We start from the raw sequence: 15811 nt of genomic DNA, 5'->3' as shown, positions 1-15811 counted from the left end.
CCTAAATACAAACAGAATTATTATAAATTGACAATAGTTTCTTTCCTAAAATGGCGCTATCGTAATTAGCTTTTACAAACTCACGCCCAGCTTCTCCCATCGCTTTTCTTTCTTTTGGATTATCTATTAACCAAATAATTTTAGAAACAAACTCATATATATCTTTTTCAGCGACTAAAAATCCCGTTTTATTATCAATTAACCCATCTGCAATACCACCAACATTAGATGTTACTATTGGTAATTGCATTGCTTGTGCCTCTTGTAAAACTAAACCTTGATTTTCACATCTACCTGTCTGATCTACGATACCGGGATATACAAATATTGTAGACATGTTCATCATTTCTACAATTTCTTCTTGTGATTTGCTTCCTAGCAAATTAATATGATTTTTTAGATTTTTTTCTGTGATAACGGATTTACATTTATCTATAAGCGGTCCATTTCCAATAATATTCATTTCAGCTAAAACACCTTGCTTAATTAATTCTTCAACTATAGATATTGCAATTAATGGCGCCTTAAATTCCACTAACCTTCCGACAAAAAGTAATTTAATACTATCTTTTTCTTCAGAAGATTGATTATCAATAGGCTTAAAGAATTTTGTGTCTAAACCAACTGGCAAAACATGTATTTTATGTCGAAAGCCTAATTGTCTCACTTTTGATGAAGTATAATTTGTATTAACTGTAATTTCTATATTTTCGACATCTACTAATGGCTTATAAAACTCTGCATCAAACTTATGTGCATCATACCCGTGAAACGAAAGCAAAATCTTTTTATCAAAATTTTTAATCTGATTTTTTAAATGTATTGCATTATCTCCAAAATGGATATGTACTATATCGTAGTTGTTAATTGTAAAGAAGTGTTGGTAATATAGTCTATAAAATGCTTTAAAACTTAAGGCTTCATTTCTATATTTAAAGATGTTAAACGTCTTAAATAAGTTTATGGTGAGTTTAAATTTTAAGAACAACTTTATGGCCTTTACAAATCTTGCTGCTTTTGAGTTTGGTATTACACCTTCATTGCTTAATAAATTTGCTCTTTCTATTAAATCTTTGTACTTCTCGGAAGAAAAAAGTGAGTTTGCCTTATCTAACTTTCTTGTGGCTAGGATATCAACTTTATGTCCTTTACTAATTAAATATTCTATCTGATTTACTATAAAAGCTTCTGAAACACTTGGAAAAACACCAACAACTATCGCTATTTTTTTAGGGCTATTCATTTATTACCAACTAGCTTTACTAAAATACGCTTTATATGACGTAAAAAATCTAGGAATTTCCAATCTTTAAAAAACAAATCGAAGGTCATCCAAAATGCTTTAGTTAAATGCCCAGTTCTGATATTGACATTGACAAAGTTCTTGTATGAATGTAAATATTTGAGCCTTAAATAGATATTAGCTTTATTATCTAAGTATATTTCCTTATGCGTTAGATATCCAATCTTATAGCCATTATATTCTGAAACAGTAGTATGTATACCACCATCATGTTGGCGATATACAGCGCCGAAAAAGTTAAGACAAGCACCTGGATTGACTTTTAATAATTGAGATATAAGATGCACATCTTTAAAATTATTGAACTTATTAAATGATTGTTCGTCAAAATCAGTTTTTCTAAAAACTAACGTCTGATTGCCTATATGCCAACCTCGATAAAACAACTTATAGTCAAAAGGAACATAACTTATTTCATCACTAAAATGCTTACCATTAAAATCTTCTTTATACGTTTTATTGGTTTGACTATAAACTTTAAAGCGCGTATAGCAAAAGCTAAATGCTCTATTTTCTTTAAGGAAATCTACTTGCTTTTGCAGTTTATAGCTATCAGTCCAAAAATCATCTCCTTCACATATTGCAATATAATTTCCTGTAGTTTTAAAATATGCAGACTCAAAATTCTTAACCATTCCGAGATTAGTCTTATTCTTGTAGTATCTAATATCTAATTTATTGGAGGAATTCTGAATTGAATTGACAATGTGTTCTGTATTATCTGGAGAATTATCATCTGCAATAACAAGTTCAAAATCAAAGTCGGTAATTTGATTGATAACCCCATTAATGGCTTCAGTGATATAAGCTTCGTGATTATATGTAATCATTAAAACACTTACTTCCATATTTATAAAGGTTTTCGCATTTGGAAATGTGTTTCATTCTCGTTTTGAACATCAAAGCCATTTTTTTTGTAAAATTCTATTGCTTTTGAATTAGATTTTAATACGTCTAAATCGAAATACTCAAACGTAATATTCTGAAGGTAAATAATAGCTTTAGAAAGCAATAGTTGAGCTACACCTTTGCCTCTATAATTTTTATCAATTGCCAGCATGCTTAAATAACCTCGTTTATCTTCTTCATTGTTTGCATAAAACGCTATAAAACCAATTAAACTATTGCCATCATATTCTAAGAATAACTTACTATTATTAATAAGTTTATTTGCATAATGCTCTATTTTAACGGGAATTAATTCTCCTGAAAATTCAGAGTTTATAGAATCTAATAAACGTATTAAGTCCTTTTTCAAATCAGGGTATTTTGATTTAACATGTCTCTAATCGATGCTTTCGAATTAAACATCAGTACATCAATAATTGATAGCGAATCAACAAATTGATTTTGAAACTGTTTATAGCTAACTGTTTTCGAATTTAAAAAATTGAGCTTTACATTTCTCTCTTCAAAGTAATCCTTGCTGTATAATTCTAAACCACCAATTGGGTTAATATAATTATATTTACCGGCTTCTATAGCAATTGCTATTAACCTGTCTGCTTTTTTAAGTGTTTTACTATTAGAATATTTTTGAGAACTTAAAGTGAAATTAGTGGTCAAACCTATATAATTACATACTTCTCTTATACTTTTAATAGCAATTTCTGAAACGGATTTAGAATCTTCTTCTAGTACATTTTTAACCAAACTATAGGTACTTTTAAAATAAGGTGCATTTTTATAAGTGTGATCTAGAGTCTTTAAAAAATTACCAATCCATTTTTTGGATAAGGCTAATTCTGTTTCGTTTATTAGTTTATTCTGTGAAGCTTTTTTTAATGGTAGTGTAAATTGATATCTTTCTCCATTAGCTAATATCGAATTTCTGTTGATATATCCTTTTTTTATAAAATTGACATCGTCATAAAACACAAACTCATCCACAGCGCTGATTAACTGAAAATAACCTATATAAGGAAAAAAATAAGGTTGCATTATGGCAATTTTCATACATTGGTTTTAATCAATTCAATAATATTAATTTGCTCTTTTTCTGTCAAATCATCATATAACGGCAAGCAAAGAATAGAAGCAGCAATAGTGTTTGAAATTTCGCAATACTGATTTTTTATATACGGCAGATTATCCAAACTAGGATAGAAATAGCGTCTAGGAAATATGTTTTCAGAATTTAAAGCCTTAACAGCTTTTAGCAGTTGTGCTTCATTTTGAAAAATCACTGGGTAATAGCTGTAATTCCAATGAGTTTTATCTCTCAGTTTTAAAAACTTTAAACCCGTATCATACAGCTGTTCATTATAAAAGTCTACAATACGTTTTCTATTTTCTAAAATTGAGCTTAAATAAGGAAACACTGCTAATCCCATAGCGGCTTGTAACTCCGACATTTTAGCATTAATACCTAGGCCGAAAAAGTTTTCTTGCCCATCATGCCCAAAATTGTGATGGTAATACAAATCATTATACAAGTCTTTATCCTTAAAAATTATTGCGCCACCTTCTCCAGTATGAAACAATTTGGTAGCATGAAAACTACAGGTATTAATATCACCGTACTGAAAAATACTTTTCCCATTATATGTAACTCCAAAGCAATGTGCAGCATCGTAAATTACTTTTAAGTTGTATTTTAAGGCAATGGCTTTAATTGCATCTACATTACACGGGTTACCAAATACATGAGTAGCTAAAATAGCTGATGTTCGCTCTGTTATTGCTGCCTCTATTTTGGTTTCGTCAATGGTTAAATATTCTGGATGTATATCTACAAATACAGGTTTACAACCTTCCCAAACTATACTAGATGTAGTCGCAACATAACTAAAAGGTGTTGTAATAATTTCTCCTTTTAAAGCTAAGGCCTTAATTGCAATCTGTATTGGTAACGTACCATTGGTCATGCAAATAATATTAGGAGTATTAAGATGTCTCTTGAGCTTATCCTCAAGCTCTTTAACCAATTCTCCACGATTAGTTATCCAGCCATTAAGCCAAGCTCTTTTTAAGATAGCTTGATATTCATCTTGAGGTGGTAAAAATGTTTTGGTAACGTTAATCATCAGCTGTACTCCAATTAAAGTTAGGTCTTATATATCCTGGTTCTCTTCCCATATAAGCTCCAAGTTCTCTGCTAGAATCTACTACCGTAAAGCTTAAAATATCTCTTCCAACAAACGCTGCATGTTTTTTATTCTTAACGATTAATAATGACAAAAAATATTGACCTGATTGCAAGAACATCTTTGGAATTACACACTTTAAAACATTATTGCCGTGTTTTAAAACTGCTTTTGAATTATAGTTTGAAAATGAAAACATTGTATCTCCTAATTCATTGGTTAAATGATAGGTAATGTGTAAATCTTCTGGAGTATTGGTCTTAACAAATAGTGAAGTTTTTACTTCTATGTCTTTATTTTCTTTGATGGCATCTTTAATATCAGAGCCTAAATTATAGACACTTATATGGTTTAGCTTAAAGTCATCTTTTTCATAATCTTCATCAAAGTTTTTTGAATTTTCCACATCGCCACCACCTTTTAGATAATAACTTACAGCCTCGTCTGTTCCGCCAGAAAACACAATTTTACCATGTTCTAAAACAATAGCTCTGGTACATAAGGTTTTTACGGAAGCCATGTTATGGCTAACAAACAGAACTGTGCGGCCTTCGCCTTTGCTAATATCCTGCATTTTCCCAATAGCTTTTTTCTGAAATTCAGCATCTCCAACCGCTAAAACTTCATCTATAACTAAAATATCAGGTTCTAAAAAAGCAGCGACAGCAAATGCCAAACGTACTCGCATGCCTGAGGAATAACGTTTTACAGGTGTATCTATATACATTTTACAGCCACTAAATTCAACAATCTCTTCTTCTTTAGATTGTATTTCAGCTTTTGTCATACCGAGTATCGCACCATTTAAATAAATATTCTCCAAACCTGTTAATTCTGGATGAAAACCTGTACCTACTTCTAGTAAAGATGCTATGCGGCCTTTTGTTTTTATTTCACCTTGAGTTGGCAATGTTATACGAGACAATATTTTTAGCAGTGTTGACTTTCCGGCTCCATTTTTTCCAATAATTCCTAATACTTCTCCTTTATTAACAGCAAAATTGATATCTCTTAATGCCCAAACATAATCCGAACTTGCAGATTTATCCCTTTGATTAGTATTTCCTACTTTTAAAAATGGGTCGTCCTTACCTCTAACCTTATACCAAAAGCGCTTTAAATCATCACTAAGTGTGCCAGTACCTATAAGCCCCAAACGGTATTGCTTAGAGACATTATCAACTTTTAATATGATGTTATTTTCCTTCATTAATTTATGCTAAAACGTCTTTTAATCTTAAACACACCGAGATTCTTAAAAATGACAAATACAATATAAGATAACTTAAACTTAGGTTTGTAATTAAAGTGAAAACCACCAAGAAATTTTTTGTTAAAGGTTAAATCCTGATATAATCTATTAGTAATATTTGCATCATGAATGGTCTGTAACCAATAGTAGCCATTATCGATAGTAGTAAATTCTGCTCTGTTTTCCCATTCAGTATGTTCACAATCATATACGGTTTGTAGCTCAATACTATCTTGTGTTTTCTCAACTAGAGTAATAAATGGTCCGGAAAACACATTATTTCTTTTAGCCAATTTGGTTTCACTACTTATTTGCATAGTTAAACCATTAGCCAATTCGATCACGGTATTATGTTTTGGTGAAAATGATTGCTGAATTACTTTAAGTGCATTTTCATGAAAACAATCGTCATTATCAAAACGGGTAGTTAATACATAATCACTTTTTGAATCTTTAGTAATATATGCTCTAAGTGAATTTTCAAAATCAAGAAAACCATCAACATAGAATGGTTTAAACTGCTTTAATTGCTTACTTATTTTTTCGTTTTTTCTTCTGAATTCTTCAGGTGTTTCTTTATCAAAAAACACAAGCCATTGGTAATTTTTTTCAGATTGAGAAACCATTGAAGGCAGACAAAACATATCGAACAAATTGTAACGATGTTTTAACCATGCCAAATCATTGACAGTATTTCCATTTTTATCTTTAGTCCAACCTTGAGACTTAATATTGAATCGAGTGATAATATAATGTGAGAAGGTTTTCATCTTTAAATTGTATCGATAAAACTTTTTTCTGTTCTATTGAAAATAATTAACCCGACAAAGAAAATCACTATGGTTATAAGTGCTGAAAAACCTATTCCAGTATAAGATAGGCTTCCAGTAGAGAGTAACATATATCTTGTAGCTTCCACATAATATGCTATTGGATTATACTCAACCAACCACGCAAATTGAGGCAGTTTCTCACGCATTAAATCCAAAGGATACATAACCGCAGATAGATACATTAATAATTGTATTCCAAAGTTCAATAAATATTTTAAATCTCTATACTTAGTAACCATAGACGATATAATCATGCCCAAGCCTAAGCTCAAAAGTGCCATTAAAATTATTAATAAAGGGAAAAAGATTAATGTTCTATCAATAGATATACTTGCACCATTAGCGTAGTAATACAAATAAAATCCTGTAAAAATCAAAAGCTGGATGCCAAACTTTATGAGATTAGAAATCACAACCGAAAGTGGTGATATTACACGAGGAAAGTATACCTTACTAAAAACACCTGCATTACTATTAAAAGTAGAGGATGTTGCGGTTAAACAGTTTTTAAAGTAATTCCAAATAGATATCCCAGCCAAATTAAATAGAAATGGTGGCACAGTACCTGTTTCAATATTAGCTACCTTGTTAAAAATAAGAGTAAACGTAAGTGCCGTAAATAATGGTTGAATTAAATACCAAAAAGGCCCCAAAACAGTCTGCTTATATACGGTAACGACATCACGTTTAACAAATAACACCAATAAGTCTCTATACTGCCATATTTCTTTAAAATTAAAATCGATTAGCTTACGCTTAGCAGAAATGGTATATAACCAATTATGGTCTTGAGGTGTTTTCAAGTAAAGACTATTAGGGTTTAGCTAATATAGCAATTATAGGTTATTGATTTAGTACTAGTGTAAGAAGTTATTACGAATAATTAACAGAAAAAAGTATGAATTATCTCTTAAAAACACCTTTAATTCTTGATAATATACTCTTCTTATCTTTTTCATGGTAGGCATCACCATAAGCACCATAGCCATAGCCATAACCGTAGCCATAGCCGTAGCCATAGCTTTTCTTGTGATTATAAAAGTTAAGTAAGAAATTAACGTTTTTTAATTCTCCCTTTTTAGCTTTAGAGTTAATTAAGCTTAGCATACCTTTTTTAGTATAATTTAAGCGCACCATAAAAATAGTAGCATCTGCATGTTGCGATAATTCTTGAGCATCAGTTACTAGACCAAGTGGTGGCGTATCCATAACAATCATGTCGTATTTAGACTTGAGTGTTGTTATAAAATCGTTCATTTGATCACTCATGAGCAACTCTGATGGGTTCGGAGGAATTGGGCCAGATAAAATTAAATCTAAATTAGGAATTTGAGTAGTATGGGTTATGTCATCTAAAGTACTATCGTTTATCAAATAATTTACAACACCTTTATTATTAGTGACCTTAAAATCATCATAGATTTTTGGTTTACGTAAATCAAGTCCTAGTAAAACCGTTTTTTTACCTGTTAGCGCATACACTGTTGCCATATTAATTGAGCAAAATGTCTTTCCTTCTCCACTAATTGAAGAGGTAAACATAAGAGTTTTAGCACCTTTGACTTCCTTTTGATTTTTGTAAATAAATTGCAAACTCGAGCGTATAGCTCTAAACGATTCTGCTATTGCCGACTTAGGTTTCTCAAAAGCAACTAAGTTATTTTTATGTTTATGCTCACCAACAAGACCTATTATTGGTAATTGAGATAACCTTTCTACGTCTTGGGTGTTATGAATATTTCTATCTAAAATAAAAAATAGAAATATTATTACCACTGGTATTATTCCACCAACCAATAAGGCCATCATATAATTTAAGGACTTTTTAGGACCTATTGGGCCATTCCCTATATCTTTAGCTGCGTCAATTATACTAATATCCGATACATTTGCAGCTTTTACAATTGCAGCCTCAGAGCGTTTAGTCTGATATACATTATATGCTTCTTGATTGATATTTATCCGTCGCTGAATCTTTAAAAATTGTTGCTGCTCTTGTGGAAGCTTTCTTAACTCACTTTCATACTTGTCAATGTATGAATTGATACTTCCTAACTGAAGATTTACACCTCTTCTTGCCGCATCTATCAATTCAAAAGTGACTGCCTTTTCTGTATCTATTTGACTATCTAGACGACGCAATAAAATAGAGCCTTCACGCGCTGTTTTTTCTTGATTTTTACGCTCTATGGCTAATGCAGTCAGTTTACCTATACTATTTAGCAAACCACTTTCTTCAATACCTACTGAAGTTGGTGCCGCAATTTTAGTATAGTCTGATTTATTTTTAAGATACGTTTCTAGATTGTTTAAATAGTTAACTTTTATACGCTCGGTTTCGCGTTGAGTCTCATACTCTTTTAATCGTTCTGAAATATCAGTAATGGACTCACTAACATCGAATACCTTATTGGATGATCTAAAATCATCCATCTCTTTATTAACATTTTTAAGACTATCATTTACCACACCTAAAGTACTATCAATAAACGCTATAGTATTGGTAGCATATAAGTTTTTAGTACGTAACTCGGTATCGCTCAAAATCCTTGCAGTAGTATTCAAATAATCTACGATTTTAGCTTTGTTATTACCAGACTGTGACAAGGACAATACTGTTGAGCTTCCTCTAAAAAAATTAACGCTAACACTATTTTGAAATCCAGAGACTAAACCATCAAAATTTAAAAACCGTACAAAGTATTGGTTATTTGTATCAGGGTTTTTATTGTTTCGTTTATAGACAGTACCGCTAAAAAATGGCAACTCAACTGGCTCACCATAATTGAAAATTTGTTCGAAAACACCTGGTGTAATAGCAACACTTTTCGTAGTCCTGTCAGAATAGCGTTGTGTTGATACTGTAACAGATTCTCCAAAATCATAAATTATTTTAAACTGATTATCGCTAACATGTTTTAACTCTATAGGTAAACCCAGAACTTGATATTCAGACTTATCAATAACTATATCAAAAGGTGATGCTGTGTATATATCAAGTAGGTGATACTTTCCTTGCTTTAGATATTGCTTGTAAAATTGTAAAGAATCAATCACTAGCTCATTATGACTTCTCGTTGCCAAAGTTGTCATCACTTTACCTAGTTTACCTGTTACACCACCCCAATTAAAAGATATACTTGTATTTGCCGTAAAAAAAGGATTCTGTTCAGATTCAACAGATATTAATGAATTAAGACGGTATATGTTTTGCTTTCTAACATTAATATAATAGGCAATACCTAATGCAATACCAATAGAAACAGCGATTAGCATCCAATTTCTTAGTATCCTAAAAATAAGCCCTTGAAAATCGAAGGTAATTCGACCTCTAGTGTCGTCAAATTCAAACTCTTGATCTAAATCTGTCATAATTAAAGCCTATCAATTAATAAGATGGTACTCGTAATTACGGTTACTATACTTAATAGTGTTGTAAAAGTTTGTATGCCATTAGTTCCTGTACCTAAGGTTTTTTGTACTAATGGATCTACAATTATAATGTCATTGGGCTGAATGTAATAATATGGTGATTTTATCACATTAATATCCGTTAAATCTAACCGATGTATTTCTTGACCATGTGGATACTGTCTTAAAATTCGAACCTCCTTTTTATTACCTTCAATTGGTATATCACCAGCATTAGCAATAGCTTCAAGTATTGTGGCACGTTCTTGAAAAATCACTTGAGAACCTGTATTTCCAATTTCTCCTAAGGTTGTATATCTGAGTCCTGCAAGCTTTACTGTTACAAATATTTGTGCAAACTCATTAAACTCCTTATCTAATAATCGTCTATTAATATCTTCTTCGATTTCTTTAACTGTAAAGTTTAAAACTTTAAACTCTCCCAATTGTGGTACACGTATGTTTCCCCTTAAATCTACTGTAAACCCATCAAAATATGCTCTTTCTTGAGGACTAGCCTCTAAACCTCCATCACCAGTTGGATTAAAAATTGTAGCATCTTCTTGGTCTAGTACTTTAATACGGATATTTAAAATATCATTTATCTGAATCCTATAAGGCTTCTGTTGTTCTATTAAATTTGGGATTGTATCATTCGTATTCCCTTTATCTTGAAGGTAAACTATATTCTTTTGAGGCACACATGAAGCAAAAAAAACGAGACTCAAAACAATTACAACTGATAGATAACGGCTCATATATTAATTGGATTACACACAAATATAATCTAACGTAAGGAATAACAAAACTATTGAGTTTGTTTTTGGTTTATTTACCATCTTTGCAAAAAATAGGTCAAATTGAACTATCTCAATGTAGAAAATATATCCAAGTCTTATGGCGAGCTAGAATTGTTCAGCAATGTCTCCTTTAGCATACATAAAGACCAAAAAATTGCCTTTGTCGCCAAAAACGGTAGTGGTAAAACTTCAATATTAAATATCATTTCTGGAAAAGATTCTCCTGATACAGGACAAATTGTAGTGCGAAAAGGATTAAGACTAGCCTTTTTAGACCAAGAACCCAATTTAGATAGTAAACTCACTATTGAAGAAACTATATTCTCCAGTGATCTACCAATTTTAAAGATTATTGAAACCTACGAAAAAGCATTACAAAATCCAGAAGACACAGATGCCTACCAATCTGCATTTGAAGCCATGGATAGGCATAATGCATGGGAATTTGAAACACAATTTCAACAAATCTTATCTGAGTTAAAGCTTGACGATTTGAAAGCCAAAATAGGTTCCTTATCTGGTGGTCAAAAAAAACGGTTGGCTCTAGCTCAAGCATTAATAAGCGAACCAGATATTTTAATTCTAGATGAACCTACCAATCATTTGGACTTAGAAATGATCGAATGGCTTGAAGATTACTTCGCAAAAACTCAGCAAACCCTTTTTATGGTAACGCATGATCGTTACTTTTTAGAGCGAGTTTGTAATGAAATCATTGAACTCGACCATGGTAAACTTTATACTTACAAGGGCAATTATTCTTATTACCTAGAAAAAAAAGAAGACCGCATTGCAGCTGAGCAAAGTGAAATAGGCAAAGCAAAACAATTATTTAAAAAAGAATTGGATTGGATGCGTCGTCAGCCCAAGGCTCGGACAACAAAATCTAAAAGTAGAATTGATGATTTTTTCGAAATAAAAAAGAAAGCACATCAAAGGCGTAAAGATCATATAGTGCAATTAGAGATCAATATGGAACGCTTGGGAAGTAAGATTGTGGAGTTTCATAATGTCTCTAAAGCATTTAAAGACAAGATTATTATAAAAGGCTTTGACTATACTTTTAAAAAGGGTGAACGCATCGGAATCATTGGAAAAAACGGCACCGGGAAGTCCACATTTTTAAACATGTTAACCCAAAGTATTAATCCAGATGGTGGTAAGATTGTTATTGGTGAAACTGTAAAATTTGGATACTATACTCAAGGTGGCATTAGCGCTAAACCTAACCAAAAAGTAATTGATGTCGTAAGAGACTATGGTGATTATATTCCATTAGCCAAAGGACGGCAGATTAGCGCACAACAATTACTCGAGCGTTTTCTATTCGATAGAAAAAAGCAATACGATTTTGTAGAAAAACTTAGTGGTGGTGAGCAAAAGCGCCTTTACCTCTGTACTGTTTTAATTCAGAATCCAAACTTTCTAATCCTAGATGAACCTACAAATGATCTTGATATAGTTACTCTAAATGTCCTCGAAAGTTTCTTACTTGATTTTCCCGGTTGTCTTCTTGTGGTATCTCACGATCGCTATTTTATGGATAAAATTGTAGACCATCTATTTGTGTTTAAGGGCCAAGGTGAAGTTTCGGATTTTCCGGGTAACTATTCGGATTATCGTGCTTATGAATCTAGTCAACCAAAACGTGAATCTAAAATTGAAAGTTCTGATAATCAAGAGTCCAAACAACAAAACCAAGCCAACAAATTATCTTATAACGAACAAAAAGAATACAAAAATTTAGAATCGAAAATTCGTTCTTTAGAGTTGGATAAAAAAGCATTGGAAGAACAATTTTTAAACCCAGAATTATCCCAAGAAAAGATTACTAAACTATCAGAAGAACTTCAAAATATTATTGATAAAATTGAAGAAAAAGAGATGCGTTGGTTTGAGCTTGCAGAAAAATTTGAATGATTCTTAATCAATAAATGCTATATCAAATAATATCATATTTCAAGTTTTTATTCACTTCAACAAATCAACATGGTGTACACTCTCCGTTTGTTTACGATTTTGTAACCAAATGTCTTTACGATAAGTCAGCTTATGACGCATATACTGATCTTAAAGCATACAGAACTTCATTACTAAACAATACAGAAACACTGAAAATAACTGACTTAGGAGCTGGCTCAAAACTTATGAATCGGGCTAGTAGACGCGTTTCAAAAATGGTTAGAAACTCTAGTAGTAGTTACGAGGACACAAAATTGCTTTTCAGAATTTCTAGATATTTTAAGTTAAAAAACACACTTGAACTGGGCACATCTTTAGGTATTGGTACACAGGCTCTTTCATTAGGAAATCCTTCAAATAATATAACTACTATAGAAGGTTGCCCAAATACATTTGAATTCACTAAGCAAAATTTTGAAGCTTTAAATCTAGCAAACATTACGAGTATCAATTCAAATTTTAAATCGTATATATCTCAACTTGACAACGAGAGTTTTGATTGTATATTTTTCGATGGGCATCATAACAAAGCTGCCACTATAGCGTATTTCAACCTTTTAAAATCAAAAGCACATAACAATTCCGTCTTCATTTTTGATGATATCTATTGGTCAAAAGACATGACCGAAGCATGGCACAGTATAATAACAAATGATGCTATTACGGTAAGTATCGATTGCTTTAATTTAGGGTTCGTTTTCTTTAGAAAAGAGCAACCAAAACAACATTTTAAAATTAGGCTGTAACAAGTTTCCAATTTTAACGTCATATTCAGATAACAGCATTTAAAACTTTTTATCTTGCAAAAGATTCAGCTAAAGACCAACAACTACATATTATGAGTGAAAACGTCATAGAAATCAGAAACATTATCAGAGATTTTAAACTTGGACAAGAAACCGTTCATGTTCTTAAAGGTATTGATTTAGATATTAAGCGTGGTGAATATGTTGCCATTATGGGACCATCTGGTTCAGGTAAATCTACATTAATGAATCTTTTGGGCTGTTTGGATACGCCTACTGCAGGTTCTTATTTGTTGAATGGTAAAGATGTTAGTCAGATGGCTGATGATGAGCTTGCTAATATTAGAAATACTGAGATTGGTTTTGTGTTTCAGACCTTTAACTTATTACCACGAACAACCGCACTAGATAATGTTGCATTGCCTATGATATATGCTGGCCAATCTAAAAAAAATCGTGTTGAACGCGCCTCTGAAGTTCTAACAGATGTAGGATTGGCAGACCGTATGGATCACAAACCTAATCAATTGTCTGGTGGTCAACGTCAACGTGTTGCTGTAGGTCGTGCATTGGTGAATAAACCATCAATTATCTTAGCAGATGAGCCAACAGGGAATTTAGACTCCAAAACTGGAGAAGAAATTATGGGACTTTTTGATGAAATTCATTCAAAAGGTAACACCGTAATTATGGTAACTCACGAAGAAGATATTGCTGCTCACGCAAAACGTGTTATTAGACTACGTGATGGTATCATAGAAAGTGATACGTTGAATTAATTGGTGAAGTTAGAAAAAGCATTACCGTCTAAACCAATTAACAACAACATAACTTTTTCACTTTGTACTTATAACTTTTAACTTATAACTTTGTTTTCATGAAAATCTACACAAAAACAGGAGACAAAGGAACGACAGCTTTGTTTGGCGGTACACGAGTACCAAAACATCATATTCGAATAGAAAGTTACGGCACTATTGATGAGTTAAATTCGCATATTGGGCTCATTAGAGATCAAGATATAGACCAATTACATAAAAATGTCTTGATGGAAATTCAAGACCGCTTATTTACAGTTGGTGCTATTTTAGCCACAGACCCAGAAAAAGCGACTTTAAAAAGTGGTAAAGACCGATTAAATATTCCTAAAATTTCTGAAGCAGATATTAAACTATTAGAGGATAATATGGATAGTATGAATGCTTCATTACCACCAATGACGCATTTTGTTTTACCTGGTGGTCATCAAACTGTGTCATTCTGTCACATTGCGCGTACAGTATGCCGTAGAGCTGAGCGTTTAGCCAGTCATCTTAATACTTTAGAGCCTTTTCAGCCCGAGACATTAATGTACATTAACAGACTATCTGACTATCTTTTTGTGTTGGCACGGAAGTTGTCCCACGATTTACAGGCTGAAGAGATTAAGTGGATTCCTAAAAAGAATTCGTAATACGATTTAGTCTTGGATTTGTTATTACAAAACACGAATCCAAAATTCAGAAATGATACGTTCTTTTATTGATGATTAACATTTATGGGCGAATTTTAATTAATTCGAAACACATAAATATAAATGTTCAGTGAGGCCAATTAGTTAATATAATTTGGCATCGAACTAAATAATTTGATTTTTTCTTGACTTTTTCAACTAAAAATTTATTTTTGCAAAAAATTAAAACGCATATAACACATGTATTGGACATTAGAATTAGCATCGTATTTAAGTGATGCACCTTGGCCAGCAACTAAAGATGAGTTAATCGATTACGCGATTAGAACCGGTTCACCTTTAGAAGTGGTAGAAAATTTACAAGCTATAGAAGATGAAGGTGATTCTTACGACTCTATTGAAGAAATTTGGCCAGACTATCCAACTGATGAAGATTACCTCTGGAATGAGGACGAATATTAATAAAATAAACAACACAAAAAAAGTCTCTTTAGTTATTAAACATGGAGACTTTTTTTATTTACAATGGTTTCGAAATAGGTATTACAAACCGTATATTTGAAACCTTATAATTTTTTTAGAGATGTCAGACTGAGCGCAGTCGAAGTCCAATTTAAGATACAATGTTTCGTTATTATGTTTATATATTAAAATGTTCTGATAAATCCTATTACACAGGAATTACTAATAACATTAGCAAAAGATTTAACGAACATCAATTAGGCAAATACAAGGATTGCTATACATACAAACTCCGACCTTTAAGGTTAGTTTTTCGGCAAGAGTTTAATGATGTAATTCAAGCTATACATTTTGAAAAGAAAATTAAGAAATGGACAAGAGCTAAAAAAGAAGCTCTAAAAAATAATAATTATGATTTGCTTCAGATTTTATCTGAATGCAGAAATGCAACACATTACAAATACAATGAAATTACGTAAAAGCGCTTCGACTGCGCTCAGCGT

The 15811-nt window shown here is 31.9% G+C and carries 16 protein-coding genes; 6 read left to right on the top strand and 10 right to left on the bottom strand.

Going from position 1 to position 15811, the window contains the following annotated elements; all coding sequences use genetic code 11:
- Position 1: 1 nt before the first annotated feature.
- From ED556_RS05500 to ED556_RS05455, 10 genes are all read right to left on the bottom strand, one after another.
- Positions 2 to 1243: a glycosyltransferase gene (locus ED556_RS05500; RefSeq protein WP_296320433.1), complete on the bottom strand. Its 1242-nt coding sequence runs from the start codon at positions 1241 to 1243 to the stop codon at positions 2 to 4.
- Positions 1240 to 2151 (bottom strand): glycosyltransferase family 2 protein, encoded by a 912-nt coding sequence (locus tag ED556_RS05495; RefSeq protein WP_296320431.1) that lies wholly within the window; start codon positions 2149 to 2151, stop codon positions 1240 to 1242. Before ED556_RS05495 ends, ED556_RS05500 begins: the two co-directional genes overlap by 4 nt.
- Before the next feature lie 2 nt (positions 2152 to 2153).
- Positions 2154 to 2561 (bottom strand): GNAT family N-acetyltransferase, encoded by a 408-nt coding sequence (locus tag ED556_RS05490; RefSeq protein ID WP_296320427.1) that lies wholly within the window; start codon positions 2559 to 2561, stop codon positions 2154 to 2156.
- Entirely contained in the window at positions 2558 to 3259 is a 702-nt protein-coding gene (locus ED556_RS05485) for a WbqC family protein (protein ID WP_296320424.1), read from the bottom strand. Before ED556_RS05485 ends, ED556_RS05490 begins: the two co-directional genes overlap by 4 nt.
- A complete protein-coding gene (locus tag ED556_RS05480; protein ID WP_296320421.1) occupies positions 3256 to 4329 on the bottom strand; it encodes a DegT/DnrJ/EryC1/StrS family aminotransferase in 1074 nt (357 codons plus the stop codon). The genes ED556_RS05485 and ED556_RS05480 overlap by 4 nt, the downstream gene beginning before the upstream one ends.
- Positions 4322 to 5599: an ABC transporter ATP-binding protein gene (locus ED556_RS05475; protein ID WP_296320418.1), complete on the bottom strand. Its 1278-nt coding sequence runs from the start codon at positions 5597 to 5599 to the stop codon at positions 4322 to 4324. The genes ED556_RS05480 and ED556_RS05475 overlap by 8 nt, the downstream gene beginning before the upstream one ends.
- Positions 5599 to 6411 (bottom strand): glycosyltransferase, encoded by an 813-nt coding sequence (locus ED556_RS05470; protein WP_296320416.1) that lies wholly within the window; start codon positions 6409 to 6411, stop codon positions 5599 to 5601. Before ED556_RS05470 ends, ED556_RS05475 begins: the two co-directional genes overlap by 1 nt.
- Positions 6412 to 6413: 2 nt before the next feature.
- Entirely contained in the window at positions 6414 to 7277 is an 864-nt protein-coding gene (locus tag ED556_RS05465; RefSeq protein WP_296320413.1) for an ABC transporter permease, read from the bottom strand.
- Between the two features lie 100 nt (positions 7278 to 7377).
- Complete coding sequence (locus ED556_RS05460) at positions 7378 to 9846, bottom strand: tyrosine-protein kinase (RefSeq protein ID WP_296320410.1); 2469 nt, start codon at positions 9844 to 9846, stop codon at positions 7378 to 7380.
- Positions 9847 to 9848: 2 nt separating this feature from the next.
- Complete coding sequence (locus ED556_RS05455; RefSeq protein WP_296320407.1) at positions 9849 to 10643, bottom strand: polysaccharide biosynthesis/export family protein; 795 nt, start codon at positions 10641 to 10643, stop codon at positions 9849 to 9851.
- Positions 10644 to 10745: 102 nt separating this feature from the next.
- On the opposite strand from ED556_RS05455, the gene ED556_RS05450 reads away from it, so the two are divergent.
- From ED556_RS05450 to ED556_RS05425, 6 genes are all read left to right on the top strand, one after another.
- Positions 10746 to 12605, top strand: coding sequence for an ABC-F family ATP-binding cassette domain-containing protein (locus ED556_RS05450; protein WP_296320405.1), 1860 nt, complete (start codon positions 10746 to 10748; stop codon positions 12603 to 12605).
- Between the two features lie 14 nt (positions 12606 to 12619).
- Entirely contained in the window at positions 12620 to 13393 is a 774-nt protein-coding gene (locus ED556_RS05445; RefSeq protein ID WP_296320402.1) for a class I SAM-dependent methyltransferase, read from the top strand.
- Positions 13394 to 13485: 92 nt separating this feature from the next.
- A complete protein-coding gene (locus ED556_RS05440) occupies positions 13486 to 14172 on the top strand; it encodes an ABC transporter ATP-binding protein (protein ID WP_296320398.1) in 687 nt (228 codons plus the stop codon).
- Between the two features lie 98 nt (positions 14173 to 14270).
- A complete protein-coding gene (locus ED556_RS05435; protein WP_296320395.1) occupies positions 14271 to 14846 on the top strand; it encodes a cob(I)yrinic acid a,c-diamide adenosyltransferase in 576 nt (191 codons plus the stop codon).
- A gap of 240 nt (positions 14847 to 15086) precedes the next feature.
- Complete coding sequence (locus tag ED556_RS05430; protein ID WP_215937185.1) at positions 15087 to 15308, top strand: DUF2795 domain-containing protein; 222 nt, start codon at positions 15087 to 15089, stop codon at positions 15306 to 15308.
- Positions 15309 to 15469: 161 nt separating this feature from the next.
- The gene (locus tag ED556_RS05425) at positions 15470 to 15787 is read left to right on the top strand and encodes a GIY-YIG nuclease family protein (RefSeq protein ID WP_296320387.1); all 318 of its coding nucleotides are present in this window, start codon (positions 15470 to 15472) and stop codon (positions 15785 to 15787) included.
- Positions 15788 to 15811: the final 24 nt, after the last annotated feature.

Source organism: Winogradskyella sp., assembly GCF_003712105.1.
GTDB lineage: Bacteria > Bacteroidota > Bacteroidia > Flavobacteriales > Flavobacteriaceae > Winogradskyella.
The sequence above is the reverse complement of the archived record's forward strand: the minus strand, read 5'-3'. Positions and strand labels throughout refer to the sequence as shown.

Coding starts and splice junctions, on each gene's coding strand:
- ED556_RS05455 (WP_296320407.1), bottom strand. CDS start 10,643: ATGAGCCGTTATCTATCAGTTGTAATTGTTTTGAGTCTCGTTTTTTTT.
- ED556_RS05425 (WP_296320387.1), top strand. CDS start 15,470: ATGTTTCGTTATTATGTTTATATATTAAAATGTTCTGATAAATCCTAT.
- ED556_RS05485 (WP_296320424.1), bottom strand. CDS start 3,259: ATGAAAATTGCCATAATGCAACCTTATTTTTTTCCTTATATAGGTTAT.
- ED556_RS05430 (WP_215937185.1), top strand. CDS start 15,087: ATGTATTGGACATTAGAATTAGCATCGTATTTAAGTGATGCACCTTGG.
- ED556_RS05470 (WP_296320416.1), bottom strand. CDS start 6,411: ATGAAAACCTTCTCACATTATATTATCACTCGATTCAATATTAAGTCT.
- ED556_RS05495 (WP_296320431.1), bottom strand. CDS start 2,151: ATGGAAGTAAGTGTTTTAATGATTACATATAATCACGAAGCTTATATC.
- ED556_RS05460 (WP_296320410.1), bottom strand. CDS start 9,846: ATGACAGATTTAGATCAAGAGTTTGAATTTGACGACACTAGAGGTCGA.
- ED556_RS05475 (WP_296320418.1), bottom strand. CDS start 5,599: ATGAAGGAAAATAACATCATATTAAAAGTTGATAATGTCTCTAAGCAA.
- ED556_RS05440 (WP_296320398.1), top strand. CDS start 13,486: ATGAGTGAAAACGTCATAGAAATCAGAAACATTATCAGAGATTTTAAA.
- ED556_RS05445 (WP_296320402.1), top strand. CDS start 12,620: ATGCTATATCAAATAATATCATATTTCAAGTTTTTATTCACTTCAACA.
- ED556_RS05480 (WP_296320421.1), bottom strand. CDS start 4,329: ATGATTAACGTTACCAAAACATTTTTACCACCTCAAGATGAATATCAA.
- ED556_RS05435 (WP_296320395.1), top strand. CDS start 14,271: ATGAAAATCTACACAAAAACAGGAGACAAAGGAACGACAGCTTTGTTT.
- ED556_RS05500 (WP_296320433.1), bottom strand. CDS start 1,243: ATGAATAGCCCTAAAAAAATAGCGATAGTTGTTGGTGTTTTTCCAAGT.